Source organism: Gracilibacillus boraciitolerans JCM 21714 (assembly GCF_000521485.1).
Taxonomy (GTDB): domain Bacteria; phylum Bacillota; class Bacilli; order Bacillales; family Amphibacillaceae; genus Gracilibacillus; species Gracilibacillus boraciitolerans.
The window spans coordinates 1-23465 of sequence record NZ_BAVS01000040.1; the positions used below are offsets into that span (position 1 = coordinate 1).

The window sequence follows — 23465 nt, forward strand, 5'->3', positions numbered from 1 at the left end:
GATTCCTGTAAGCTAAGAATCTATGCTTCCTTTGTAAGTGCTCAAAGTTAAAATTTAAGCTATTGATTATTGTTTTTACTCAAGAATTAAGAACACCATTGATTTTTCACATGATATCGTCCTATAGGGACAACAGAAGGTGAGCCTGAAACGGGATCTTTTATAACCGTGCAATCAAGTCCAAAAATATCCTTAATTAAAGACCCTGTAATCACTTTGGATGGTGCGCCCTCTGCTATCAGCTTTCCTTTCGATAGCGCAAAAATATAATCTGCATAACGAGCAGATAGATTAATATCATGAAGCACCATTACAATCGTCGTTCCATGCTTTCGATTAAGATCTGTAAGCAGATCAAGAATTTCTATCTGATAGGTGATATCTAAAAAAGTAGTCGGTTCATCTAAAAACAAAATATCGGTTTGTTGCGCTAAAGCCATTGCAATCCAAACTCGCTGCCTTTGACCACCAGAAAGCTCATCAATACTTTGATTTGCAAGCTCCGTTATATTCATAATGTCCATTGCATCAGCAACGGCTTCATAATCTTTTTTTGTCCAGCCGCGGAATAAGGACTGGTGTGGAAATCTACCTCGTCCAACCAAATCTGCAACAGAAATCCCTTCTGGAACAATGGGAGATTGTGGGAGCAGTCCTAGCACACGAGCCAACTGTTTTGAGGGAATTTTCCCAATGGACTTCCCATCGAGTGTGATATCTCCAGATGAAGGCTTAATCAGCCTTGCCATTGATTTAAGGAGAGTTGACTTTCCACAGGCATTTGCTCCAATGATAACACTTATTTGATTACTGGGAATAACCAGGCTGACACCTTGAATAATCATTTCGTTATCATAACCAGCTACTGCTTGTTCAGCCTGAAAAACATGTGTCGGTTTCATTATAAATCACCCTTTCGATTCATTCGGATTAACAGGAAAATCAAATATGGCGCCCCCCCAAGTATGCCTGTTATAATGCCTACAGGGTATCTGACATCAAAAGCAAATTGTCCGATTAAATCTGCCCCCCCTAAAACCAAATTGATTCCTACAAGTCCAGCTGGAAGAGCGTTTGAAAAGCCTGCTCCAACCAATCTTTTTGCAATTGGTCCTGATAAAAAGGCGACAAATGCAATTGGACCTGTCGTTGCTGTAGCAAGTGCAATCATACAGACAGCACTTACAATTAATGTAATTCGTGTCATATCTGTATTTACTCCAAGAGAAATTGCCGATTGTTCTCCAAGTTCTAACATACTCAAATGTTTCCCAAGTAGAATAACGATCGGAGCAAAAAGTAATACCGTTATCGCAAGAGGGGGGGAAGTTCATCCATTTGTGAACCGTTTAGGCTGCCACTAAGCCATCTAAGTGCAGCGGGAATATCTTGCTGAGCGCCAACAAGTAGAAGATAGGAAATTAAGGCGTTTAGCATAGCCTGGATACCAATCCCAATTAGAATTAAACGTCCAATTGAAAAGGTACAGCCCCCTGGAAAATATATAAATAAGTAGAACGGTTATAAGTCCGGCAATAACGGAAGCAATCGAAACAATAGCTCCACTAGTATGAAGAATCAGAATGCAAAATACAGCAGCCGCACTCGATCCAGCAGTAATGCCGATTACATCCGGACTGGCAAGGGGATTTCGCAACATTGTTTGAAAAGTATTTCCGGCAATCCCAAAAGCAAATCCAGCAATTAGGCCTGTTAGCATTCTCGGCAGACGTATGGTATTGATTGCAAACGATACACCGTTGATTTGCTCTCCGGACAACGCTCGAAGCACTTCATTAACCGGATATATTGTGTTACCTAATAAAAGCATGAAACAACAGAGAATGCATGCAAGTGCTGTAAGCAATCCGGTAACAAGCAGCCAGCGGCGTCGTCTTTGACGTCTGCCAGCCATTATAAATGTAACAGAATTATTATTTATCATAATGATCGCACTTTCAATTTCATAGCTAAGATGATTAGTAATGGAGCTCCGATAAACGCTGTAACTACACCAACTTCAAGCTCTCCAGGGCTACCTAACACCCTGCCGATTACATCTGACATAGTTAAAATAATCGCTCCTGAAACAGCGGACAACGGGATGATAAAACGGAGATCGGGTCCAAGCATAAGTCGAATCGCATGTGCTGATAACAACCCAATAAAACCAATTGGTCCTGCAAGTGCAGTAGTGGCACCGCAGAGGAGTACAGCTGCAATTGCGGCAATCAACCTTAACATACCTGTCTTAATTCCTAAGACCGTCGCCATTTCATCTCCCAGTGCCAAGCCATTAAGTGCTGGCGCTGAAATAACACCTATCAGCACCCCAATGACCAAAAATGGAATAAAAGTAGTAATGGCATCCCAACTTGCTGAGCCAACACTTCCAACTTGCCAAAATCTAAATTGATCCATAACGTACGAGCGCGGGATCATAATGGCGATCACAAGGGAGGAAAGAGCAGCACTTGTGGCAGCTCCAGCCAAGACAAGCTTAAGCGGTGTGGCTCCTCCTCGACCCATAGAGCCGATGCCAAATACAAAAACAGCAGTAATTGCAGCCCCAGCAAGTGCCAACCATATATATTGACTGGCAGTACTAATGTTGAAAAACGCAATACCGGAAACTACAAACAGAGCTGCACCTGTGTTCACTCCCAAAATGCTTGGATCTGCTATTGGATTACGGGTTACTGCTTGCATAAGTGCTCCTGAAACACCAAGCGCTGCGCCACAAAATAAACTGAAAACAGTTCGGGAAATTCGTTTACGAACTACGTTTGCTCCATAGGAATCAACATTTGGATGAAATAAACCGTCTATCAGTTCATTCCAACTAACTAAGCGAGAGCCAAAAGCCAAAGATGCGAACACACAAATTCCGAGTAAAATACCACATATAAGCAGTACCATTATGAAATTCTTTGGAACGTGTGGGGTTAATCGGTAGCTAATGGAATCTGATAAACTATTCATCTATCTTTTCGACAGCTCCTCCGATTAGTTTAAGAAACTCATCAATGGTATAGGTAATTGCCAGTGGGTTTGGATTAACAGCTGCTGCTAATGGTGTTGCGTTACCAACAAAAGCAACAGAACCTCTTTCAATCGCTGAAATTTTTCCGAGCAGGGGGGGATCTGCTTTAACGGCTTCATATAAGCTCTCATCACCATATCCAACGATGATATCCACATCATTAAGAATATCCGCATTTTCAGCACTTAATTGCAAAGCGAAGTTATTTGGATCAGTAATCTCATTCGTTATACTTTCCGGATATTCCATTCCCATTTCTTCTAAATATGATCCACGAGGGTCACCAGGTGTGTATATATGAAATTCAGATAGATCGTTTGCTGAAAAATTAACCCATGCTACTTTCTTACCTTGAATTTCTGGATATTCGCTTACTTTTTCTTTAATTAATTTTTCTGTATCTTCAATAAGTTGTTGGCCTTCCGTTTTCATGCCCATACCTGTTGCATTTAACATAACTTGATCACGCCATGTCGTTAACCATGGCCCATCCTGATAGGCGACAACTGGAGCGATTTCGGTAAGAAGATCATAATCTTCCTGTGTAATACCAGAATATGCTGCAAGTATCACATCAGGGTTGGAATCTGAAATAGCTTCAAAATCAAGTCCATCTGTATCCTGAAAAACATTAGGATCTTCTACGCCAAATTCGTCAAGCTTTTCAGCTGTCCATGGCAAAAGCCCGCTTTCATCCTGGACACCATAATTAGCAGCTGAGAAACCAACCGGCACAATGCCAAGAGCAAGCGCCACATCATGATTTGCCCATTGAATAGTAGCTACGCGTTCAGGTTTGCTTTCGATTACCGTTTTACCAAAAGCGTGCTCAATTTTGATTGGATATTCAGCGTTTGCATCTTCTGATTCGGTTGTTTCCGTTTCAGTTGTTTCAGCATTTGCCGATTCATCAGCCTCTTTAGTTGTTTCATTTGTCTGTTGTCCAGAACAACCGGCGATAAAGATCGTAGTAATAGCTAAAATAATAATTAATAATGAAATTTTTCGTTTAATAAACATGTTAAACCCTTCCTTTTTCTGATTTTATTTAAAATATTGTTGAATTTATTCATTAGATTTCATAGATATTGATTAATATGTAGAATTACTTTTATGAAAAAGCTGCTGCGTCTTTCTATTAAAAATGCAATAAATAACCTAATTTTGAGCTCCTTTCTATATTGATAATGATTATCATTATTAATAATATATGCTGATGTACCGGTTGTCAAGGTGATTTTTTTGAAAATTCACATTTTGAATAGTTGATAAGAGTACCTATTGCTGGTAGAGAAGTGTTGAAGAAAAGAAATAAAAAAAAGACCAAATCATCTGACATGATTTGGTCTGTTAGGTTGTATGAAATTTCACTTCAATTTTCCAGAAATGATTAACTTGTAAAAATTAAATCCTCTTAAGCGAAGAAAGCCAATTCTTCTTCAATCGCTTTTCGAATTTTTTCTAACGTTTCCTCAGGTGTTTTTCCGTGAATCCGTTGATTATTAACGAGCGCATAAGGCTTTAAACTACACAATCCACAAAAGTTTAAGCAATCATTGATGAGAACAGCTACCTCCGGATATTCGGATTCAATAATATTTTCTATATCAAATGTATTCATTAAATTACTGTCACATATTTCTACAACCACGATTCCCATATTAATCACCTTCCATTCATGTCTGTATGACGAAAATCACAGACAAATAGAGAATCACTCTTTAAAATAACGATATAATACTACTTTGTCAACAGATATGTTTTTAAAATAATACTAAAAATATCGGAACTAAAAAGGAAACAATCACGGCACTTATAGTCATAGCTAAGGCACTGACAGCCCCCCCTTCTAATTGCCCTGATTCCAATGCCTTCGCTGTACCTATTGCATGGGAAGCCGTGCCAATTCCAAGTCCTCTAGCTACTGGATGTTTGATTCGACACAATTGAAGAATGAATGGTCCAAACATCGCTCCACTTATACCGGCAATCATTACAAATACCGCCGCAATCGATGAGTTCCCACCAGCTGATTCTGTAATACCAAGAGCAACAGGAGTTGTTACGGATTTTGCAGCAACTGAATGAATAAGCCATTGATCAAATCCAAGCATCTTTGCTCCCAGTAGACCTGTTACTATCCCAACAATCGATCCGGCAAACAATCCCCCAAAAAATAGTATGGGCATATTTTTTAATCAGTTCTAATTGCCGGTAAAGAGGCAAAGCTAATGCTACGACTATCGGACCAAGAAATAGATCAATCCACTGTCCACCAAGCATATAAGTAGAATAGGGGGGGACATCAATTATAATTAATAATACTATTAAGAAGCTTGAAGTGATAAAAATAGGAAGCGTAAAAGGATTGGGAAATAGTCGATACAATTGTTTGCTTAGATAAAAGATAAAGATGGTTACTATAAGAAAAACTAATCCTAGAATAAAATCATTCATATGTATGCTCTTCTTTCTTCATTAGCAGTGACGTAATCAAGCTACTGCTAGCAATAACAAGAAAAGTACTGATAATCACCAGAGGTATCATTAAGCTTCCCTTACCAACAAAAAAGTCTAAATACTGAACAACACCTACTGTCACAGGTATAAAAAAAATAGGCATATCCTTTATTAATAAATCGATTCCATCGGCAACCCATTCGATTCGAACTAGTCTTGCAGTCAATAGTGCAAAAAAAGTAGCATACCAATAATACTGCCTGGAATAAATAAGGAGAATATTTCCTGAATGGTTTCACCAATATAGAAAAACATAAATAATATGCTAATTTGCAAAAGAATTTTTAATGTGATTCCCATCCTATTTCACTCCTCAAATCTTCTAAAGCTAAGCGTAAATACTACACTCCAATTATATTAACATATTCACATAATTATCAACAATGACTTTCCTATCAATAAAGGGATCCACAGTTTATCCACATAATTCACAGCAGAGATGGATTTTGTGCAATGAATAAGTCGTCTTTACAAAACAATATCCACAACACTTATGCACAATGTGCACATGGTTGTGGATAATCGATGTGGATATATTAAATCGCTTCTTCTTCTTCAACTGCAGTTTGCGCATGGGAGAAATAGTTTTCCTTAGTAATGACAAATAAGTCATAAACAATTTCTTCATGAGAATCATTAATTTTTTCAAAAACTTGTGAATAGCTTTGGTTACCATACATGACGAAAGGGATTTTAAGAATAGCTTTTAAAGAGCGTACATTTGCCCGTCTGATTTTAATAAATACGGCATCAATATCCTGTTCATAAAATAATTCTTCAAAAAATGCGTCTTTTGCTAATTTATTATAACCTTTACCAAAATACGGCTGGCCTATCCATGTTGCAAGAAAGCCGGCATTGTTTTCTATATCAAATAAATTGATCGTTCCAATTGGATTATATTGTTCATCGACAATCGTGCGAGAAATTAACTCGCCATTATCTTCTGCCTCGATAGTTTGTTTTGTTAAAAAATAGAATTCGTCACTCGAATACGCTTTATGTCTCACAAATGGAAATACTTCTGGGTGAGACATTAAATCAAATAATACCGGTGCATCCTGGACGTCTCTTCTCTTAAGCATAAAAAATCCCTCCTTGTTAATGGGAGGGTGAAAAGAAGACAGAAAAAGTGCGCAACTGTGTCCTCGCCACCCTCGAATTTTATCAAATTTAACAAAAATTCGGGGTGGGAATCGAACCCACTAGAACCAGTTTATACGACTGGTGGCGCACCATTTGCCTTCCCTTATATGAACTGCATAATCTACAGTTAATTTCAGATCAAAATCATATCCATATCATACACAATCAATAGGTGTGTGTAAATAGAAAATATGAAAAAAAAATATAAAAAATTTTGAGTAAAATGAAGGAATATTAAGAAAATTTAATATTAGTAACTTTATTTTCATTAAAAAGCGTAAAAACAAGCATATATAAGCTATTATAACGATTAATCGTAAATTTCATTAAGTGCCTTATCAATAGTTACATAATGAAATTGATACCCTAAATTTAACGCTTTTTCTGGCAGTACTTTTTGACCTTCCACGATTAATGTACTCATTTCTCCTAGAATTGTTTTTAATAAAAAACTAGGAGTCGGGAACCAATTAGGGCGACCTAACACGTTTGCAAGAGAAGCAGATAGTTCTTTATTTTGGACTGGTTCTGGTGCGGTTACATGTAAAACTTTATCGACATCAGAACGATCAAGTGCAAATAGCAATAATCCAACGACATCATCTATGTGCACCCATGATATCCATTGCTTTCCTGATCCGATTTTTCCACCGACAAAAAATTTAAAAGGCATTGCCATTAACGGTAGGGCACCTTCTTCTCCTAAAATAACGCCAAATCTGGCTATTACCGTTCTGATTTCTGGTGAGCTATTTTCAAGAACTGTTTTTTCCCATGCTTCCGTAACCTCAGCAAGGAAGTCTTTACCTTGTGCTTCTGAGTGTTCTGTAAATGTTTCAGTCTCGGATGTGCCGAAATAACCGACAGCAGATGCATTGATTAATACTGCTGGTTTCTTTTCTAATTTTTCGATTAATTTTCCGATGGCATAGGTGGAATTAACACGACTTTGATAAATTTTATCCTTTTTTGCTTTCGTCCAATAGCCAAAAAGGGAATCACCAGCTAAGTTAATAATTCCATCAATCGATGATAACTCTTTTTCTGGTTGAAATTGATTTGATAACCAGCCAACATATTTAATATTAGCTGTATCTGTATGTTTATCTGGAGATCTTGTTAATATATATACCATATCGCCTCGATCAATCAAGGCCTTTGTCAGATGTTCTCCTACAAATCCCGTTCCACCAGCTATTGCGATTTTCATGATAAATTCCCTCCAATTAATAATTGTAGAACAAATGTTTGTGTGATAAAATAATTCTGAGGTGATAAGCATGCCCAAAATATCAAAGATAACAACTCAAAAGAAATCGAATCATCGCTTTAATATTTTTTTAACTGAAAATGATAAAGAGTACTATGGCTTTAGTGTAGATGAAGATGTTCTTATTACCTATCATTTACATAAGGGGTTGTCGCTAACACCTGAATTAATCAAAAAAATTCAAGAACTGGACGCCTCCTATAAAGTATATACCCTATCTATACGATATTTAAGTTACAGAATGCGTTCTGAATTAGAATTAATCGAATATTTACAAAAGAAAGAAGTGGAAGATACTTATATTGATGAGGTAATTCACCGGCTCAAATTGGAAGGATTGCTTGATGATGCTGCCTTTAGTGAAGCATTGGTCCGTACACGAATTCAAACTTCTGCTAAAGGTTCACAGTTAATTAAAAAAGAGTTAGTGGAAAAAGGGATTAAGAATTCCCTTATAGAAGAAACTTTAAAGCAGTTTACCTTTGAAATTCAATATGAAAAAGTTGAGAAACTGGCAAGAAAAAAATTAAATAGTTCTACCAAAAAGTCCTATAGGCAACAGGTTGATGCTTTAAAACAAACCTTATTGCAGAAGGGATTTACCTTTGATGTTATTTCAGAAGTTGTCAACAATATAGAAATAGATCGTGATGAAAATGATGAATACAATGCTATTGTATTTCAAGGTGAAAAATTGGTGTCAAAATATCAGAAAAAAGAAAGCGAATTTGCGCTCAAACAAAAAGTAAAAGCTGGCTTGTATCAAAAAGGCTTTCCAGCAGATCTGATAAACAGATTTATCGACGAATATCTCAACCAAGCATATTAAGTAAACAAACAGACCATAGAAATATTTATAGATAATAAAACTCATGATACAATTATAGTACTAAACGAGAACGAATTGGCGGTGTAAAGATGGAAAGACGATATAGTTCATATACAGTGGAAGAGTTAAGAGCAGAAGTTGCTCATTTGAAAGAACAACTGCAAAAAGCAGAACAGTGGGGAAATGTAAGTGAATATGAGATTTTACAAAGAAAAATGCAAATGGCTGCGGCATATTTGGTCAATCCAGCAGATTTTGAGAAAGGCCAGCGTTATGAATTGGCAGGGGACCCTGGTCAAATATTTGAAATAACTTATATTAATGGTGTGTTTGCGTGGGGGGGACATCGTATTAATTTACTTGGTCAAAAATACGAAACGAGAGAGGCAGTGCCATTGTCGATTTTAGGTGATAAAGTGAGACGATGATCATTAAAAGGTTACCACACTGACCATTAACGAAACTTATCATGGCTTTACAGACGTTTAGCACCATAATAAGAAAAAATTACTAATGGATGGGGGGGGACAAAAGATGCATGATGTTGTACAACGATTAGCAAAAGAACTTCACCAAAAGAATTCATCCTTAACCATACTTGAAGCAATCAGTCGGGTAGAATTATTGTGGGAAGATTTTGAATCAACTCGGGCAAAGGCCGGTAGAAAGTATGAGGGTACAGAAGTCACCCAGAAAATTGTGAGGCATTGGATTCAGCAGTATGGCGATAGTTTAGATGATTTTTCTGAAAGGTATCCAAAATATAAAAAGCTGCTAAACGGAAATAACCGTACGGTACATTAGAAAAGGTCGAGCCAATTGAAAGCTCGACCTTGCCTATTATATAAAGGTACCATCAATATTTAATTTGGTTTGTAATTTTTCCTCAGAAAAAATCCAGCCTGTATAAGAATTCATAATCCTCATATTATCATCTATCTGCACAACTGCTACGAATGGATAATGTCCTTCGGTGCGATAGCGCAAATCAATAAAACGTACTTCTGTAAAATCATCATACATATTTATTTCCCACCGGTAAATCGATGAAAACGATAGAAAAGCAGAAATATTTTTATCCTTCATTGCTATATCCATTAAAGGATTATTTGGAATCTGAATATTATAAAATTTATCATCTATTTCCACATGCCCATCTTCTACTCTTCCAACGTAATAATGTTGTTCTGTTGCAAAAGCAACACGCCAAACATTTTGTTTAATCGTAGGTGAGGTAGCGACTTTTTTAATATTATCAAAATGCTGGTCTAAGATTTTGACAATTTCACGCTTGTCGATATAACGTTTAATGTAATACAATACAATAATAAAATAAATCATCAGCCACGTATAACCAGGGGGGGTAGCACCTAATATCCACGCAATGATCCCAATAATATGCAAACTGAAAATATATGGATCAAAAGTGCTGATAAAGCCGTATGCAACCCACCTTCTCGTAAAAGGACGATAAGCCTGTGTACCATAGGCATTAAATATATCAACGAATACGTGTAATATTACAGCTAAAAAGGTCCATAACCATAGGTGTAAAAAGTTAACCTCAGGTGTAAATAAATAAATGATCGATGAAATTGCTATACCCCCCCAGCAAATTAAAGCTGGAAGAGAATGAGTGATTCCACGATGATGTCTTATATAGACGGCGTTATTTCTTAATTTTAAAATCGTATCGAAATCAGGTGCGTGGGAGCCGATAATAGCACCTGCCATGACAGCAGTAAATAAGGCTGGATCTTGTTGTACAACTGGATCTAATGTCGCAATCCCACTTAAGGCAACTCCCATTGTTATATGAGTACCAGTATCCATCATAACTGCCCCTTTCTTAATTAATATTGTATCACAAAGGATGAATCATTTTGAATTATATTGCTACTATCAATATACCCAAATTTCAGGAGGATCTAATCACATGGTTTGAACGCGAGCAACGAACATTACCATGGCGAGAGAATCAAGATCCATATCGAGTATGGGTTTCAGAGATCATGTTACAGCAAACAAAAGTCGATACCGTTATTCCATACTTTCAAAATTTCATGAAGCACTTTCCCACTTTAGAGGCTCTGGCGAACGCAGATGAACAGGAAGTTTTAAAGGCATGGGAAGGACTTGGATACTATTCCCGAGCCCGTAATTTACAATCAGCAGTAAAAGAAGTAGTGGCCCACTATGACGCCAATGTGCCAGATGTTCCTAAAGAATTAGATCGCTTAAAAGGTGTAGGACCTTATACCAAAGGAGCAATATTAAGTATCGCATTTGATCAACCAGAACCAGCAATAGATGGTAACGTGATGCGTGTTTTATCCAGAATCCTGCGAATCGAAGAAGATATTGCAAAAGCTAAAACACGGAAAACGTTTGAAACTGTGGTTCGAGAGTTAATATCACATGAAAATCCTTCTGCATTTAATCAAGGTATGATGGAGCTGGGAGCGTTAATCTGCACACCGAAAAGTCCAAGCTGCTTATTGTGTCCTATCCAGGGACATTGCAGGGCGTATCATGATGGAGTTGAACAGACCTTACCAATAAAAACGAAAAAAACAAAAAAATCTTCTCATACTTATTTTGCGCTTGTAATGGAAGATGATGCTGGCAATTTTATTTTGGAACAAAGACCAGAACAGGGATTACTTGCTCAATTATGGCAATTCCCAATGGTAGATACTAAACAAGTTGATCCCTCTCACCTTTCGTTATTTGTGGAAGAGAAATATCAGGTACAGATCAAAAGTATTGAAAATTTGAATCCGGTCAAACATATTTTCTCTCATTTGACTTGGTTTTTAGATGTAAAGCATATTCATATAGAAGGTAAAATTAACTTAACGGAGCGAATACGACAACTGTCTAAAGTAGAGATCAGCAAATTTCCTTTACCAGTCTCTCATCAAAATATTTATAAGCAATTATAAATAATTATTCCATTTGTTAAACAAAGTTTATAAATTTTTTCAACCAACTATCCATGGACTTCCCGTTATATCTTTTTTATTTAAAAAGTAAATTATTTTTTGGATAAAAAAATAATGCTGGGCAAATTAAATGTCGTGGAGGTGATATTGATGGCTAATCGTAATAATCAAGCAAATCAAGCAAACAATCCGAGTAAAACAAATGCTGCTGAAGTAAAGCGTCAAAACCAACAAGCTGCTCAAGGACAAGGAAAGTATGGTACTGAGTTTGCAAGTGAAACTAATGCGCAAGAAGTACGTCAGCAAAACCAAAAGTCCCAAAATCAAAAAAAATAACAAAACACATGAAAGCTTGGTTCTTCCATATAGGAGGAGCCAAGTTTTTTAGTGTAAAAACCCCCCCTGTCAAAAGGATCGGACTAGTTACATCCTTTTTAAAATTTATCCATTCATCTTAAATTGTATTATTTTCAATTGTAAATATTTATCGTTATAATGATTACTACTATGATATTCAAGAAAGGAAGATACGAATGGATGGCCTCCAACCAGGGAAAAATATTCAAATACAAAGCTATAAACATAATGGCCGGCTCCATCGTGTCTGGGATACAACAACGGTATTAAAGGGAAGTAGTCATCGTGTCATTGGAGCAAATGATAAGACACTTGTTACGGAAAGCGACGGACGTACATGGTTGACAAGAGAGCCAGCTATTTGCTTTTTTCATGCGAAATATTGGTTCAATGTAATCGGCATGTTACGTGATGATGGTATTTATTATTATTGTAATATCAGTTCGCCGTTTGTTTTTGAAGATGGAGCCGTTAAATATATTGATTATGATTTAGACGTGAAGGTATTTCCAGATATGACATATACCCTGTTAGATGAAGATGAATACGATTTACACAAGAAAATAATGACTTATCCTAAGGTGTTAGATAAGATATTATGGAATAATGTAGAATATTTACTACATTGGGTTCACCAACGGAAAGGACCATTTTCACCTGAGTTTGTTGATCAATGGTACGAGTTATACTTGACCTATCGATCTTAAAAGAAGGCAACAGGAAAAGAGGTGGAAGATAATTGGATAGTATCAAGCGTTATATGAAATTCGTCTTCCCGTATAAATGGAAGATTTTATTAACGGTATTAATTGGGATTGTCAAATTTGGTATTCCTCTCTTAATGCCATTAATCTTAAAATACGTCATAGATGATATTATTGGAGCAGAAGCATTAAGTACAAGTGAAAAGCTGACAGAATTATTTTGGTTAATGGGTATTGCTGCTGGATTATTTCTAGTTTTAAGGCCGCCGATTGAATATTATCGACAATACCTGGCACAGTGGACAGGTAACAAAATTCTATATGATATACGCGAAAAATTGTTTGATCATATTCAACGCCTTAGCCTAAAATTTTATTCCAGAACAAAAACAGGAGAGATTATTTCAAGAGTTATTAACGATGTTGAGCAAACGAAAAATTTTGTTATGACAGGACTTATGAATATTTGGCTGGATATGATCACCATATTAATCGCTATCGTAATTATGTTGTTTATGGATGTATGGTTAACAATTGTATCGATTGCATTATTTCCTTTATATGCTATTTCAGTAAAAATTTTTTATGGAAGGTTAAGAGATTTAACGAGGAATAGGTCACAAGCATTGGCTCAAGTCCAAGGGCATCTTCATGAACGGGTACAAGGTATACCGGTAACAAGAAGTTTTGCCCTTGAAGATTATGAAGAAAAAGAATTTGATAAACATAATCAACATTTTTTAGACAAAGCGATTGATCATACCTCATGGAATGCTAAAACCTTTGCAGTAATGAATACCATTACCGATGTTGCTCCATTGTTAGTTATTGGATTTGCTGGTTATTTTGCGATAACGTCAGATTTAACAACTGGGACAATCGCAGCGTTTTTTGGTTACATGGAACGCGTCTATGGTCCATTACGCAGATTAATTAGCTCCTCAACGGTATTAGTTCAATCGATTGCATCAATGGATCGCGTTTTTGAATTTATGGATGAAGACTATGATATTAAAGATAAGCCAAATGCAAAACCTTTAAAGCAAATAGAGGGGAAAGTTGAGTTTGATCATGTCTCATTTCGCTATGAAGAAGAGGAAGAAGTAGTACTAAATGATATATGCTTGGATGTGAAGCAAGGGGGAAACAGTAGCATTAGTCGGTATGAGTGGTGGTGGTAAGTCTACCATCATTAGTTTAATCCCACGTTTTTATGATGTGACAGATGGTCGAATTCTCGTGGACGGAGTGGACATTCGTGAACTTCAGGTTCGGACTCTAAGAGATAAAATTGGAATGGTGTTACAGGATAATATCTTATTTAGTGAATCAATTGCAATGAATATTCGGATGGGGAAACCTGATGCAACTGATGAGGAAGTTATCGAAGCTGCAAAGGCTGCAAATGCGCATCAATTTATTTCAGAGCTGTCGAAAGGCTATGACACGCTTGTCGGCGAAAGAGGGGGTAAAACTTTCCGGTGGACAAAAACAACGGATCGCGATTGCTCGTGTTTTCTTGAAAAATCCGCCATTGCTTATTTTAGATGAAGCAACTTCTGCATTAGACTTGGAAAGTGAAAGCTTAATTCAGGACACATTAGAAAAACTGGCTTCTGATCGAACTACTTTTATTGTGGCACACCGATTATCTACCATAACCCATGCAAATCGAATTGTATTGATTGAAGGTGGAGCAATTATTGAAGAAGGCACTCATCATGAATTGATGGAAAAACGAGGAAATTATTATAACCTTTATCAGGTACAAGATTTAGACGATTAATAAACAAGGGACTCAGCTAATTGCTGAATCCCTTGTTTTTATGTGTAAAATTTGTTTACAAAAGTGCAAATTTCCTTCTTTTCTTCTTAAAGTTAAAATCGAGATGCTCGTGAAATCTTTGATAGCTTGTCAATATTTTTTGGAGATGTAAGATTTCTTTATGATATTCCATTAAACGGGAGGCTAAGGGTAATAATGCTAATCGGTCTTTTTCGTCCTTTTCATATACATGTATCAGTGTTTCCACTAGGTGTGGAAGATCTGGATCTGTAATATCTTCAATCGATCTTGTTGTGTTTTTTTTGATCTTACCCATAGCACTTAAGAGTAAGCGTTCATGGGAGTAAATGATTTTATCCAATTCATCAACTAATACATCCTGAAATTCTTTCGGAATATGTTCCACTTTATCATCATATTGATGAAATGCCTCCAGCGTTTCTAATGATTTCCTTGAAGTCTGGATCATTTGTCTAAAAATGATCAATTTACGCAACCTAGGCATTCTAATTTTCCTTCTGTAAATTCGCTCTTCTTTAAATAATAGGTAGGTATTATCAATATGTCTTAGTTCCGTCTGAATTCGATCTATCTCTGTTCTTAATGCTGGATCATCAGATAAATGACGAGTAGAAATTCTTAACCACTGCAAAATATCTGATGTAAGCTGATCGATTGATTTGAATAAACGCAATTCATATTTTGGCGGTAAAAATAACATGTTGACAATGAATGCAGCTAAAATGCCAAGAGTTAATGCAGCAAAACGAAGACCAGCAAAATTAAATAACATCATTTCTGTTGTTTCCATTACGGCTAGAACTGCTATGATAGCAAGAGCAATCGTGTTTTCATTCATTCTCATCTTCATGCAAATACCAATAACAATCACAGTCGTAAAACCAATTACAATCGGATCATTTCCTAAAGAAAAAACGATCATTGCTGCAATGCCAACTCCAAAAAGATTAGCATAAATTTGTTCGAGCATTGTTTGAAATGACCGATAAATATTAGGCTGGATTGCGAAGGCGGCAGCTATACCCGCATATGTAGCAGAATTAAGTCCGATCAGGTGTGAAACATAAAGGGCTACCGTAATCGCGACACCAGTCTTTAACATTCGTGCACCTAGCCTCATATATAAATCATCCTTCTAATATTTGTTATTTAGCATAAGTATACCAGTTTCCAAATTCATCGTGAAACAAAGTTGTGAAAAGTTCAGTATGAAAAAGCCAAGTAAGTGAAAAATAGATATATTAATATATAATCATTGATAGGATGGGAATAACGTGAAAGAAAAAAAGTTAGATTTAATTGCATTAGCATCTATTCCGTTAGTTATGACATTGGGAAATTCAATGTTAATACCAATTTTACCAATTATTGAAAAGAAAATTGATATCACTCCTTTTCAATCCAGCTTAATCATTACGGTCTATTCGATTGTAGCCATTCTATTAATACCTTTTGCAGGCTATTTATCAGATAAGATTGGCCGTAAAAAGGTTATCATACCTAGCCTTATTATTACGGGTATTGGGGGTCTTATTTCCGCTTTTGCAGCCTGGAAGCTAGAAAACCCTTTTATGCTCATTTTAGTTGGACGTTTTCTACAGGGAATTGGTGCTTCGGGTGCATTCCCAGTCGTATTACCAACTGTTGGTGATATGTTTAAGGATGAGAAAGTTGTAAGTGCAGGCTTGGGATTAATTGAAACATCGAATACATTTGGCAAAGTGCTTAGTCCGGTTATTGGTGCATGGCTCGCCATTTTTTTGTGGTTTCTCCCTTTTGTTTTTATTCCGATTTTTTCCGCGATCGCAGTTGTTTTGGTGTTATTCATGGTGAAGAGTCCTAAAGATCAGGAAAAGAAGCAACAAACATTTAAAGAATTTTTGCAATTTATCAAAAAAGTATTTCATGATAATGGTAGATGGCTGATCACTACCTTTGTTATTGGTTGTATTAATATGTTTGTCCTATTTGGATTTTTATTTCACTTTTCGACACTGCTTGAAAAACAATACGATAAAGAAGGAATCATCAAGGGATTAATCCTTGCGATACCATTACTATTCTTATGTATCGCTTCTTATGCAGCGGGAAAGAAAATTGGTGAAAATAAAGTAATCATGAAATGGGTCATTCTTGCTGGAAACGTGATTGCATCTGTGCCACTGCTCTTTGTGAAGCCGGATGTATCGTTAACTTATTTAGTTGTGATGTTATCTATTGCAGGAGTTGGTATTGGCATTTCTTTACCTGCTTTAGATGCGTTGATTACTGAAGGAATTAAAAAAGATGTGCGTGGAACAGTTACATCCTTATATAGCAGTATGCGATTCTTAGGTGTTGCTGCTGGACCGCCAGTGATTGCAATTTTAATGAAAAATAATGAGGAATGGATGTATTATATTTTAGCAGGAATGGGTGGAGTGGCCGTTCTAATCACACTATTTGCAATTAAGCCTAAGGCAAATGAAGCTAGTTGAATAAGGCCATATTTTAGAAGAAAAAAGATGACTAAATCTCATATGATTTAGTCTTTTTATTTCACCAATCTAAGATTCCCGTCATAGTTCTGCATGGTAAGGTGACCCACATAAAAAAGCAAGAGTCCGGTAAAATCCTGAACTCTTGCGCTATCTGGCTTCTAATAATGTAGAACTCTTATTTTACTGCTTTGTAGGTATGTTGGTATGCATCGGTGGGGGGGGTAGAAGCCACCCTTTTTCTTTATTTAGTCGTAGCATTTTTGCACCAGCCTGAGCTTGATTCATATGGAATTGACCAAAAAGCATCGCGATATCTTCACGCTGACTTTGTCCAATAATCGTACTGCATGCCACTAAACTTTTAGCGATGTTTCCAGATAAAGCAGCGCTGATTTCAGGATCATTAAACCTGGCTCCCACTGGAATATCTTCTAAAGTAGCATATGAACGCTCAGGTGGAGCGGGTGGTAAAGCTATACCGTTTACTTTCAGTATTTCTTCAACTTTTTCACTTTCCTGTTTTATTTGAGAAATTCCATCCTCTAATTGTTTCTTCAAATCATCATCACCACAATGATTTAAAAACGTCTGATATGCAGCGTAATTTCCTTTTGCTGCTAATAAATAAGACCAGATGCTAAATACTTCACCATAATGTAACGGCTGTTTCTTAGGATCTCCTGATAAAATACCCATGTTATATTCTCCTCCTTTCATTCTTCTCTAGTGTTTGTAGTATTTAAGTATGTATTCATTGAAAGTGTAGAAATAATTCATGGGTTAAATCCTGCTTTTTCGTGATGAGGAAAGTATTCCTAAAAAGTCAGATGTATAATAGCAAAGAGGACAAAGGGTAATGGTCATCACCCTTTGTCCTCTCTCACTAATAAACCTTCACTGCTTGAAGTTCCGTTTTATTTTAATTCTGCAAAGGCACGATTGATACATGTTACTGTTTCTTTAATATCTTCTTCTGTATGCGCGATTGTTAAAAACCATGCTTCATATTTCGATGGAGCCAAATTAATGCCTTGCTTTAGCATCAGTTTGAAGAATTGACCGAACTTTTCACCGTCAGATGCCTCCGCTTGTGCATAATTGGTGATTTTATCAGAACCAAAATATAAAGTAAGAGCACCTTTTAGCCGATTAACTGTTATTTCGATTCCGTGCTTTTCAGCAGCTTCCAACATGCCTTTTTCAAGGATAGCGCCTAACCGATCTAACTTTTCATAGACTCCCTCTGCTGCCAATACTTCTAAACAGGCAATTCCTGCTGACATCGATGCAGGGTTTCCAGCCATGGTTCCAGCCTGATATGCCGGACCAAGTGGTGCAACCTGTTCCATAATTTCTCTTTTACCGCCATATGCTCCGATTGGCAGACCACCGCCGATAATTTTACCAAGTGCGGTCATATCTGGTTCAACACCAACTAATTGTTGAGCGGAGCCATAGGTAAAACGGAATGCGGTAATAACTTCATCATAAATAACCAGTGCACCTGCTTTATGAGTTAAATCATTGATTACCTGTAAAAAACCTTCCTTCGGTTCGACAATACCAAAGTTTCCAACGATCGGTTCTACTAACACAGCTGCTATTTGGTCTCCCCCCCACTGATTTAAAGCTTCTAGGAATGCTTTAATATCATTAAAAGGAACCGTGATCACCTCTTTGGCTGTGGCTTTTGTTACTCCGGCTGAATTAGGGTTGCCTAAGGTAGCCGGACCTGAACCAGCCTGAACTAAAACAGCATCAAAATGGCCGTGATAACAGCCAGCGAATTTGATTATTTTTTCGCGCCCTGTATAAGCTCGAGCTACGCGTACGGTTGTCATTACTGCCTCTGTTCCAGAATTAACAAAGCGTACCTTGTCCATCGAAGGAATCGCGTCTTTTAGTTTTTGAGCAAAAATGTTTTCCAGTTTTGTTGGGGTGCCATATAATACACCACTTTCTGCGGCCTTTTGAATTGCTCAGTAATATGTGGGTGGGCATGTCCGGTAATAATTGGACCATAAGCACCAAGGAAATCTATATATTTATTCCCGTCTACATCCCAAAAATAGGCGCCTTTTGCTCGTTCCATATAAACAGGCGAACCTCCGCCAACACCTTTATAGGCGCGTGATGGTGAGTTAACTCCACCAACGATATGCTCTTGTGCTTCTTTATGTAATGCTTCTGATTGAGTAAATTCCATAAAAAACCCTCCATGATTAAAAATACTACGGTACGATCCTGATAATAAGAACCGTATTAATTATAGCATTTTCCACCAAAGAGGGAAAAATAGCTTGTATCATTTGTCATCACTCCTACTAGTCCATCGTATACTAAATATAGGGAAAATAAATAAGGAAAAGCGGAGGAAACCCATGATTGCTGTTATCTCGATTCTACTGATTGCGATTCTCTTATGTGGTAGTCTCTATGCCTTTATTTTTGGAAAAGCCCATGAACGAAGCTATTTTTCGTATGAAATTTTTTATACATTACTTGCTGTCTACTTTATGGTGTTAACTTCTTTTGCCTGTCTGTACTTTGTATTGTCTTTTCAAGGTGTATTACTATTAGATGATGGCAAGCTGAAAGAACTCCCGCTATTCGAAACATTGGCACATTCTTTTTATTTTAGTGGAGTCACCTTAATGACCGTTGGCTATGGGGGATATTACACCTGTAGGGTGGGGGGAGACTGCTGGCATTGGTTGAATCATTGATAGGCTATATTTTACCACCAGCATTTTTCTTGAAGATTTGGCAGGAAAAAGGAGGGAAAGGTGTATATTAGTTGAGAGTTATGCCAATATCATATACGCTGAAGATATCAAATGATTAATGGAGGGATTTTTAAATGGCAGTTGAAGTAGGACAAGCAGTAAATGACTTTCAATTAACAAACAATCAAGCGAACCAGTAAAACTCTCTGATTATAAAGGCAAAAATGTGGTACTTTATTTTTATCCGAAAGATGACACGCCAGGATGTACAACAGAAGCTTGTGATTTCCGCGATAATTATGAAAACTTCCAAGATCTTAATGCAGTAATTCTCGGTATAAGCCCTGACACAGAGGAAAGTCATAAGAAATTCATCGACAAGCATGAATTGCCTTTTGAACTGTTAGTGGATGAGCAAAAAGAAGTAGCGGAACAATTCGGTGTATGGCAATTAAAGAAGAAATTCGGGAAAGAGTATATGGGAATAGTACGTTCGACATTTATCATTGATAAAGAAGGTGTCTTACGAAAAGAATTCCGTAACATCCAAGTAAAAGGACATGTGGAAAATGCATTAAATTACATTCGGGAAGAATTGTAAAAGTTTTTGAAAGGTGTAAGCATCAATAGTGCTTGCACTTTTTTTGGGAAAGGTAGGAATCGCATGCGTATTTATACAAGGTCTGGTGATAGTGGAGAGACGTCACTAATTTACGGAGAACGAGTACCAAAGAATCATGCTCGGGTGGAGGCATATGGCACGTGTGATGAAGTAAATGCAGTGATAGGTCAAGCTATCAGTTATATCGAGAAAGAAGATTTTCAAGTCAAAGCAATTTTAATAGAAGAATTACATCATATCCAAACGATCCTATTTCATGTTGGTTCAGAATTCGCTACACCAAATGACAAAGAGGTGATGTGGAAATTAGAGCAGCGACATATTGATCAGCTTGAAAAACAAATAGATAAATGGCAGGAAATACTTCCTGAATTACGTCAATTTATTCTCCCATCTGGTCACGTGGCAGCAAGTACGCTTCATCATGCGCGAACCGTAGCGAGAAGAGCAGAGCGAATTGCTGTTAGCATACAAGAACAATTGGGTGCAACATTAGCAGTGAAATATTTAAATCGTCTATCTGATTATCTTTTTGTTGTGGCACGAACGGTTAATCATCAATTAAAAGTGGAAGAAAAGAAGTTGAAAGCAGATATTTAGTAGACCAAGCATAAAAACATCCTTAACCCGTATACTTATATTGACAGAAATAGCTTGGAGGTAGTACACTATTTATAAGAATTATAAAGTAATAATTGTGTTAACTACTGATACTATTGTTAATTAGTACTCATACAATTGTTGTAAATTACAATTTTGTGAGAGAAAGTGAGGTGCATGGCGGTGTCTGAACATATGCTGCAAGAAGCGGTAGATAAATTAAAATCTTCAGGCGTTCGAATTACACCACAACGTCATGCGGTGTTGGAATTTTTATTGAATGCTGAAATTCATCCTACTGCTGATGATATTTATAAGGCGTTAGAAGGTAAATTCCCTAATATGAGTGTGGCAACCGTATATAATAATTTGCGTGTTTTCCGCGAAATTGGCTTAGTTCGTGAATTAACGTATGGAGATGCTTCTAGTCGTTTTGATTGTAATACATCAAAGCATTATCATATTATATGTGAAAGTTGCGGAAAAATCGTTGACTTTCATTATCCAAGCCTGGATGAAGTCGAATCATTGGCAGAGCAAATTACGGGATTTGATGTGAGTCATCATCGAATGGAAGTATACGGAGTTTGTCAGGAATGTAAAAAAGAGAAAAAACAAATAGTTTAATGATAGACACACGTTGCATATTTGCACGTGTGTTTTTATGTTTTTAGATGGATAAATGTTAGAAAAAACACCACCAACAAATCAGTGACGTTTCTTTTTAGAATTGTAACTCTCATCAAATTCTTTACCTTCTAAATCTTTATCAAGGGTTAAAGGCTCTCTGCAATGCATACAGGCATCAACACGTCCAAGCATTTTTGTCGGTTTCTCACAATTAGGACAGATAATTTGAACAGCTCTCGTCGATAATAAACCAATCCAAAAGTAAACTACTGTACTAAAAACAATGGAAAGAGTACCTAAGATCATAAATACTAGCATTAACCATTCTATATCTCTAAACAGTAAGCCTACATACATGATAATGAATCCAATAAATACTAATGACAAAGCAAAGGTTCTAATTCTATTTATTTTATTTTTATAGGTTATATCGGCCATACTTAATCCCTCACAAACGAAATCTATAATGAATGTAGTATAGCATAATTGTTCTAAAATTGCATGCGCAGAAGAAACAACTGCTAGATAATATGTATTTCTGCAGAATTATTCCACGTAAAAATTAATAATATTTTTTGTTTATATTAAAGGGATTAAGATATTTTTATCGAAATAATACATGGTACGTATATTTAGGGGGGGGAGAATCTATTGGAGGATATACTGCGTCCTATTTACCAGGAAAGAGCTAGTAATCGCAATACGCTAGGTATATTAATCATGGAAAAAAAGAAAATGATTAGTCCTGAGACAGATAATTTTGATTCTATTTTATTAGTAATTGTTCAATCATCAGAAGAAAAGTGGTATGTGAAGCATTATCAATTCGGAGAGCAATCAGCAGCACTTCATGTGATTGATCGCGATTTATTAAATGAGTGGATTGAGACAAGTTCTTATCGAAGAGCTGTTGAATGGATAATCAACGGCCGTATTATATATGATCGTAATGAGTATATTGCTCAATTAAAGGAAACGCTCCGAGTTTTTCCACAGAGTAAACGTCAATTACGATTAGCAATCGAGTTTTCCAAATTAACAAGAAGCTATAGTGAATCACGCAATCTTTATGCGTCGGGTGATTATTTAGATGCCTACAGCAAATTATTACGTACGTTGCATTATTTAGGTAGGATCGCAATTATAGAAAAAGGCTACCATCCAGAAGTAATGGTTTGGGCTCAGGTGAAGCGAATAGATCCAGAGGTATATAAGTTATATGAAGAGCTTGTTCGAAGTATAGAAGAAACAAAGAAAAGAGTCGAGCTGATGTTTCTTGCTATTGATGTGGCTTTAAATAAGCGCGTAAACAAATGTGCATCACATCTAATTGAGGTGATGCAGGAGCAAGAGCAACCATGGGGGGGATTTGGTGAATTGAAGACACATCCATCTATAACACCTTATAAATATGATTTGGTAAGTACTATTGAGTACCTTGTGTCTAAAGATATTATTCAGGTTACTTTAGAAGAAACCAAAAGCAAAACAATTCTTCACCGTAAATACCAAGTGAATAAAGAAGTCATGAAGCAGGAGCTCGAATAGCTCCTACTTTTTAAATTATTCGAAAAGAATAGCACGTATTGTTACGAATAGGCATATACTGCTTTTGTTAGTGGATTTTCATAAACATTTAAATTGTTGTTGACATTTCATTTAAAAGCATGGTATATTATTAAACGTCGCTGAAAACGACAAAACAAAATTATTATCTTCGAAAGAACAACAGGAATTAAAATAACTTTTAAAAAGTTATTGACATTAACTGCTGAGGATGATATGA

25 protein-coding genes and 4 pseudogenes are annotated in these 23465 nt (G+C 36.5%); 13 read left to right on the forward strand and 16 right to left on the reverse strand.

What is annotated here, in order from left to right; genetic code table 11:
• Positions 1-86: 86 nt before the first annotated feature.
• The 11 genes and pseudogenes from JCM21714_RS15990 to JCM21714_RS16030 form a co-directional block, all read right to left on the reverse strand.
• The gene (locus tag JCM21714_RS15990; RefSeq protein ID WP_035725868.1) at positions 87-902 is read right to left on the reverse strand and encodes an ABC transporter ATP-binding protein; all 816 of its coding nucleotides are present in this window, start codon (positions 900-902) and stop codon (positions 87-89) included.
• Positions 902-1945 (reverse strand): annotated as a pseudogene (locus JCM21714_RS15995) (FecCD family ABC transporter permease). Before JCM21714_RS15995 ends, JCM21714_RS15990 begins: the two are co-directional and overlap by 1 nt.
• Positions 1942-2982 (reverse strand): FecCD family ABC transporter permease, encoded by a 1041-nt coding sequence (locus tag JCM21714_RS16000; protein ID WP_052000815.1) that lies wholly within the window; start codon positions 2980-2982, stop codon positions 1942-1944. Before JCM21714_RS16000 ends, JCM21714_RS15995 begins: the two are co-directional and overlap by 4 nt.
• Complete coding sequence (locus JCM21714_RS16005; protein ID WP_035725870.1) at positions 2975-4063, reverse strand: iron-siderophore ABC transporter substrate-binding protein; 1089 nt, start codon at positions 4061-4063, stop codon at positions 2975-2977. The genes JCM21714_RS16000 and JCM21714_RS16005 overlap by 8 nt, the downstream gene beginning before the upstream one ends.
• Before the next feature lie 394 nt (positions 4064-4457).
• A complete protein-coding gene (locus JCM21714_RS16010) occupies positions 4458-4703 on the reverse strand; it encodes a YuzB family protein (RefSeq protein ID WP_035725872.1) in 246 nt (81 codons plus the stop codon).
• Between the two features lie 103 nt (positions 4704-4806).
• Complete coding sequence (locus JCM21714_RS22350) at positions 4807-5208, reverse strand: LrgB family protein (RefSeq protein WP_235182972.1); 402 nt, start codon at positions 5206-5208, stop codon at positions 4807-4809.
• Positions 5144-5500: an LrgB family protein gene (locus JCM21714_RS22355; RefSeq protein ID WP_235182973.1), complete on the reverse strand. Its 357-nt coding sequence runs from the start codon at positions 5498-5500 to the stop codon at positions 5144-5146. The genes JCM21714_RS22350 and JCM21714_RS22355 overlap by 65 nt, the downstream gene beginning before the upstream one ends.
• Positions 5493-5729 carry a CidA/LrgA family protein gene (locus JCM21714_RS22360; RefSeq protein ID WP_052000818.1) on the reverse strand — a complete coding sequence of 79 codons (237 nt, stop codon included), beginning with the start codon at positions 5727-5729 and terminating at the stop codon, positions 5493-5495. Before JCM21714_RS22360 ends, JCM21714_RS22355 begins: the two co-directional genes overlap by 8 nt.
• Complete coding sequence (locus tag JCM21714_RS22365) at positions 5726-5863, reverse strand: hypothetical protein (RefSeq protein ID WP_235182974.1); 138 nt, start codon at positions 5861-5863, stop codon at positions 5726-5728. Before JCM21714_RS22365 ends, JCM21714_RS22360 begins: the two co-directional genes overlap by 4 nt.
• Before the next feature lie 236 nt (positions 5864-6099).
• Positions 6100-6648 (reverse strand): GNAT family N-acetyltransferase, encoded by a 549-nt coding sequence (locus JCM21714_RS16025; RefSeq protein ID WP_035725875.1) that lies wholly within the window; start codon positions 6646-6648, stop codon positions 6100-6102.
• Between the two features lie 371 nt (positions 6649-7019).
• Entirely contained in the window at positions 7020-7919 is a 900-nt protein-coding gene (locus tag JCM21714_RS16030) for a TIGR01777 family oxidoreductase (RefSeq protein ID WP_035725877.1), read from the reverse strand.
• A gap of 70 nt (positions 7920-7989) precedes the next feature.
• Here JCM21714_RS16030 and recX point away from each other — a divergent pair, with 70 nt between their 5' ends.
• The 3 genes from recX to JCM21714_RS16045 all read left to right on the forward strand — a co-directional run bounded on the left by recX (position 7990) and on the right by JCM21714_RS16045 (position 9612).
• Positions 7990-8808, forward strand: a complete 819-nt coding sequence (gene recX / locus JCM21714_RS16035; RefSeq protein ID WP_035725879.1) for a recombination regulator RecX — start codon at positions 7990-7992, stop codon at positions 8806-8808.
• Positions 8809-8897: 89 nt separating this feature from the next.
• A complete protein-coding gene (locus tag JCM21714_RS16040) occupies positions 8898-9236 on the forward strand; it encodes a YfhH family protein (RefSeq protein WP_035725881.1) in 339 nt (112 codons plus the stop codon).
• Between the two features lie 106 nt (positions 9237-9342).
• Positions 9343-9612, forward strand: a complete 270-nt coding sequence (locus JCM21714_RS16045; RefSeq protein ID WP_035725885.1) for a YfhJ family protein — start codon at positions 9343-9345, stop codon at positions 9610-9612.
• Between the two features lie 36 nt (positions 9613-9648).
• Here the strand turns inward: JCM21714_RS16045 and JCM21714_RS16050 are convergent, their stop codons facing one another.
• Entirely contained in the window at positions 9649-10641 is a 993-nt protein-coding gene (locus JCM21714_RS16050; protein ID WP_035725887.1) for a metal-dependent hydrolase, read from the reverse strand.
• 50 nt (positions 10642-10691) lie between these two features.
• On the opposite strand from JCM21714_RS16050, the gene mutY reads away from it, so the two are divergent.
• The 4 genes and pseudogenes from mutY (at position 10692) to JCM21714_RS16070 (ending at position 14600) form a co-directional block, all read left to right on the forward strand.
• Positions 10692-11753 (forward strand): A/G-specific adenine glycosylase, encoded by a 1062-nt coding sequence (gene mutY, locus JCM21714_RS16055; RefSeq protein ID WP_035725891.1) that lies wholly within the window; start codon positions 10692-10694, stop codon positions 11751-11753.
• A gap of 150 nt (positions 11754-11903) precedes the next feature.
• Entirely contained in the window at positions 11904-12089 is a 186-nt protein-coding gene (locus JCM21714_RS16060; protein ID WP_035725893.1) for a gamma-type small acid-soluble spore protein, read from the forward strand.
• 197 nt (positions 12090-12286) lie between these two features.
• Positions 12287-12817 carry a nucleoside tri-diphosphate phosphatase gene (gene ntdP, locus JCM21714_RS16065; RefSeq protein WP_035725895.1) on the forward strand — a complete coding sequence of 177 codons (531 nt, stop codon included), beginning with the start codon at positions 12287-12289 and terminating at the stop codon, positions 12815-12817.
• A 32-nt stretch (positions 12818-12849) separates the two neighbouring features.
• Positions 12850-14600 (forward strand): annotated as a pseudogene (locus tag JCM21714_RS16070) (ABC transporter ATP-binding protein).
• A gap of 55 nt (positions 14601-14655) precedes the next feature.
• Here the strand turns inward: JCM21714_RS16070 and JCM21714_RS16075 are convergent.
• A complete protein-coding gene (locus tag JCM21714_RS16075) occupies positions 14656-15741 on the reverse strand; it encodes an FUSC family protein (RefSeq protein ID WP_035725897.1) in 1086 nt (361 codons plus the stop codon).
• 154 nt (positions 15742-15895) lie between these two features.
• Here JCM21714_RS16075 and bcbE point away from each other — a divergent pair, with 154 nt between their 5' ends.
• On the forward strand, positions 15896-17098 hold the full coding sequence (gene bcbE / locus JCM21714_RS16080; protein ID WP_035725899.1) for a bacillibactin exporter BcbE: 1203 nt from the start codon (positions 15896-15898) through the stop codon (positions 17096-17098).
• Between the two features lie 183 nt (positions 17099-17281).
• On the opposite strand, the gene JCM21714_RS16085 is transcribed toward bcbE, so the two are convergent.
• Together JCM21714_RS16085 and JCM21714_RS16090 are read right to left on the reverse strand one after the other, a co-directional pair.
• Positions 17282-17797 (reverse strand): DUF3231 family protein, encoded by a 516-nt coding sequence (locus JCM21714_RS16085; RefSeq protein ID WP_084040902.1) that lies wholly within the window; start codon positions 17795-17797, stop codon positions 17282-17284.
• 218 nt (positions 17798-18015) lie between these two features.
• Positions 18016-19307, reverse strand: a pseudogene (locus tag JCM21714_RS16090) (glutamate-1-semialdehyde 2,1-aminomutase).
• Between the two features lie 175 nt (positions 19308-19482).
• Between JCM21714_RS16090 and JCM21714_RS16095 the strand changes: the two are divergent.
• The 4 genes and pseudogenes from JCM21714_RS16095 (at position 19483) to perR (ending at position 21676) form a co-directional block, all read left to right on the forward strand.
• Positions 19483-19827, forward strand: coding sequence for a two pore domain potassium channel family protein (locus JCM21714_RS16095; protein ID WP_235182975.1), 345 nt, complete (start codon positions 19483-19485; stop codon positions 19825-19827).
• A gap of 134 nt (positions 19828-19961) precedes the next feature.
• Positions 19962-20428: pseudogene (bcp, locus tag JCM21714_RS16100) on the forward strand (thioredoxin-dependent thiol peroxidase).
• Between the two features lie 63 nt (positions 20429-20491).
• The gene (locus tag JCM21714_RS16105; RefSeq protein WP_035725904.1) at positions 20492-21049 is read left to right on the forward strand and encodes a cob(I)yrinic acid a,c-diamide adenosyltransferase; all 558 of its coding nucleotides are present in this window, start codon (positions 20492-20494) and stop codon (positions 21047-21049) included.
• A gap of 177 nt (positions 21050-21226) precedes the next feature.
• On the forward strand, positions 21227-21676 hold the full coding sequence (gene perR, locus JCM21714_RS16110; RefSeq protein WP_035725907.1) for a peroxide-responsive transcriptional repressor PerR: 450 nt from the start codon (positions 21227-21229) through the stop codon (positions 21674-21676).
• 81 nt (positions 21677-21757) lie between these two features.
• Here perR and JCM21714_RS16115 read toward each other — a convergent pair whose 3' ends face one another.
• Positions 21758-22117, reverse strand: a complete 360-nt coding sequence (locus JCM21714_RS16115) for a YgzB family protein (RefSeq protein ID WP_035725909.1) — start codon at positions 22115-22117, stop codon at positions 21758-21760.
• Between the two features lie 213 nt (positions 22118-22330).
• Here JCM21714_RS16115 and JCM21714_RS16120 point away from each other — a divergent pair, with 213 nt between their 5' ends.
• Entirely contained in the window at positions 22331-23227 is an 897-nt protein-coding gene (locus JCM21714_RS16120) for a nucleotidyltransferase-like protein (RefSeq protein WP_035725912.1), read from the forward strand.
• The last annotated feature ends 238 nt before the right edge of the window (positions 23228-23465 follow it).

Excerpts from the sequence above, each read along its gene's own strand:
- JCM21714_RS16040 (WP_035725881.1), top strand. The coding sequence starts at position 8,898 with ATGGAAAGACGATATAGTTCATATACAGTGGAAGAGTTAAGAGCAGAA.
- JCM21714_RS16095 (WP_235182975.1), top strand. The coding sequence starts at position 19,483 with ATGATTGCTGTTATCTCGATTCTACTGATTGCGATTCTCTTATGTGGT.
- JCM21714_RS22365 (WP_235182974.1), bottom strand. The coding sequence starts at position 5,863 with ATGGGAATCACATTAAAAATTCTTTTGCAAATTAGCATATTATTTATG.
- JCM21714_RS16075 (WP_035725897.1), bottom strand. The coding sequence starts at position 15,741 with ATGAGGCTAGGTGCACGAATGTTAAAGACTGGTGTCGCGATTACGGTA.
- JCM21714_RS16115 (WP_035725909.1), bottom strand. The coding sequence starts at position 22,117 with ATGGCCGATATAACCTATAAAAATAAAATAAATAGAATTAGAACCTTT.
- JCM21714_RS16105 (WP_035725904.1), top strand. The coding sequence starts at position 20,492 with ATGCGTATTTATACAAGGTCTGGTGATAGTGGAGAGACGTCACTAATT.
- JCM21714_RS16085 (WP_084040902.1), bottom strand. The coding sequence starts at position 17,797 with ATGGGTATTTTATCAGGAGATCCTAAGAAACAGCCGTTACATTATGGT.
- JCM21714_RS15990 (WP_035725868.1), bottom strand. The coding sequence starts at position 902 with ATGAAACCGACACATGTTTTTCAGGCTGAACAAGCAGTAGCTGGTTAT.
- JCM21714_RS16060 (WP_035725893.1), top strand. The coding sequence starts at position 11,904 with ATGGCTAATCGTAATAATCAAGCAAATCAAGCAAACAATCCGAGTAAA.
- JCM21714_RS16030 (WP_035725877.1), bottom strand. The coding sequence starts at position 7,919 with ATGAAAATCGCAATAGCTGGTGGAACGGGATTTGTAGGAGAACATCTG.
- JCM21714_RS16045 (WP_035725885.1), top strand. The coding sequence starts at position 9,343 with ATGCATGATGTTGTACAACGATTAGCAAAAGAACTTCACCAAAAGAAT.
- JCM21714_RS16050 (WP_035725887.1), bottom strand. The coding sequence starts at position 10,641 with ATGGATACTGGTACTCATATAACAATGGGAGTTGCCTTAAGTGGGATT.
- ntdP (WP_035725895.1), top strand. The coding sequence starts at position 12,287 with ATGGATGGCCTCCAACCAGGGAAAAATATTCAAATACAAAGCTATAAA.
- JCM21714_RS22355 (WP_235182973.1), bottom strand. The coding sequence starts at position 5,500 with ATGAATGATTTTATTCTAGGATTAGTTTTTCTTATAGTAACCATCTTT.
- JCM21714_RS16025 (WP_035725875.1), bottom strand. The coding sequence starts at position 6,648 with ATGCTTAAGAGAAGAGACGTCCAGGATGCACCGGTATTATTTGATTTA.
- perR (WP_035725907.1), top strand. The coding sequence starts at position 21,227 with ATGGCGGTGTCTGAACATATGCTGCAAGAAGCGGTAGATAAATTAAAA.
- recX (WP_035725879.1), top strand. The coding sequence starts at position 7,990 with ATGCCCAAAATATCAAAGATAACAACTCAAAAGAAATCGAATCATCGC.
- JCM21714_RS16005 (WP_035725870.1), bottom strand. The coding sequence starts at position 4,063 with ATGTTTATTAAACGAAAAATTTCATTATTAATTATTATTTTAGCTATT.
- JCM21714_RS16010 (WP_035725872.1), bottom strand. The coding sequence starts at position 4,703 with ATGGGAATCGTGGTTGTAGAAATATGTGACAGTAATTTAATGAATACA.
- JCM21714_RS16000 (WP_052000815.1), bottom strand. The coding sequence starts at position 2,982 with ATGAATAGTTTATCAGATTCCATTAGCTACCGATTAACCCCACACGTT.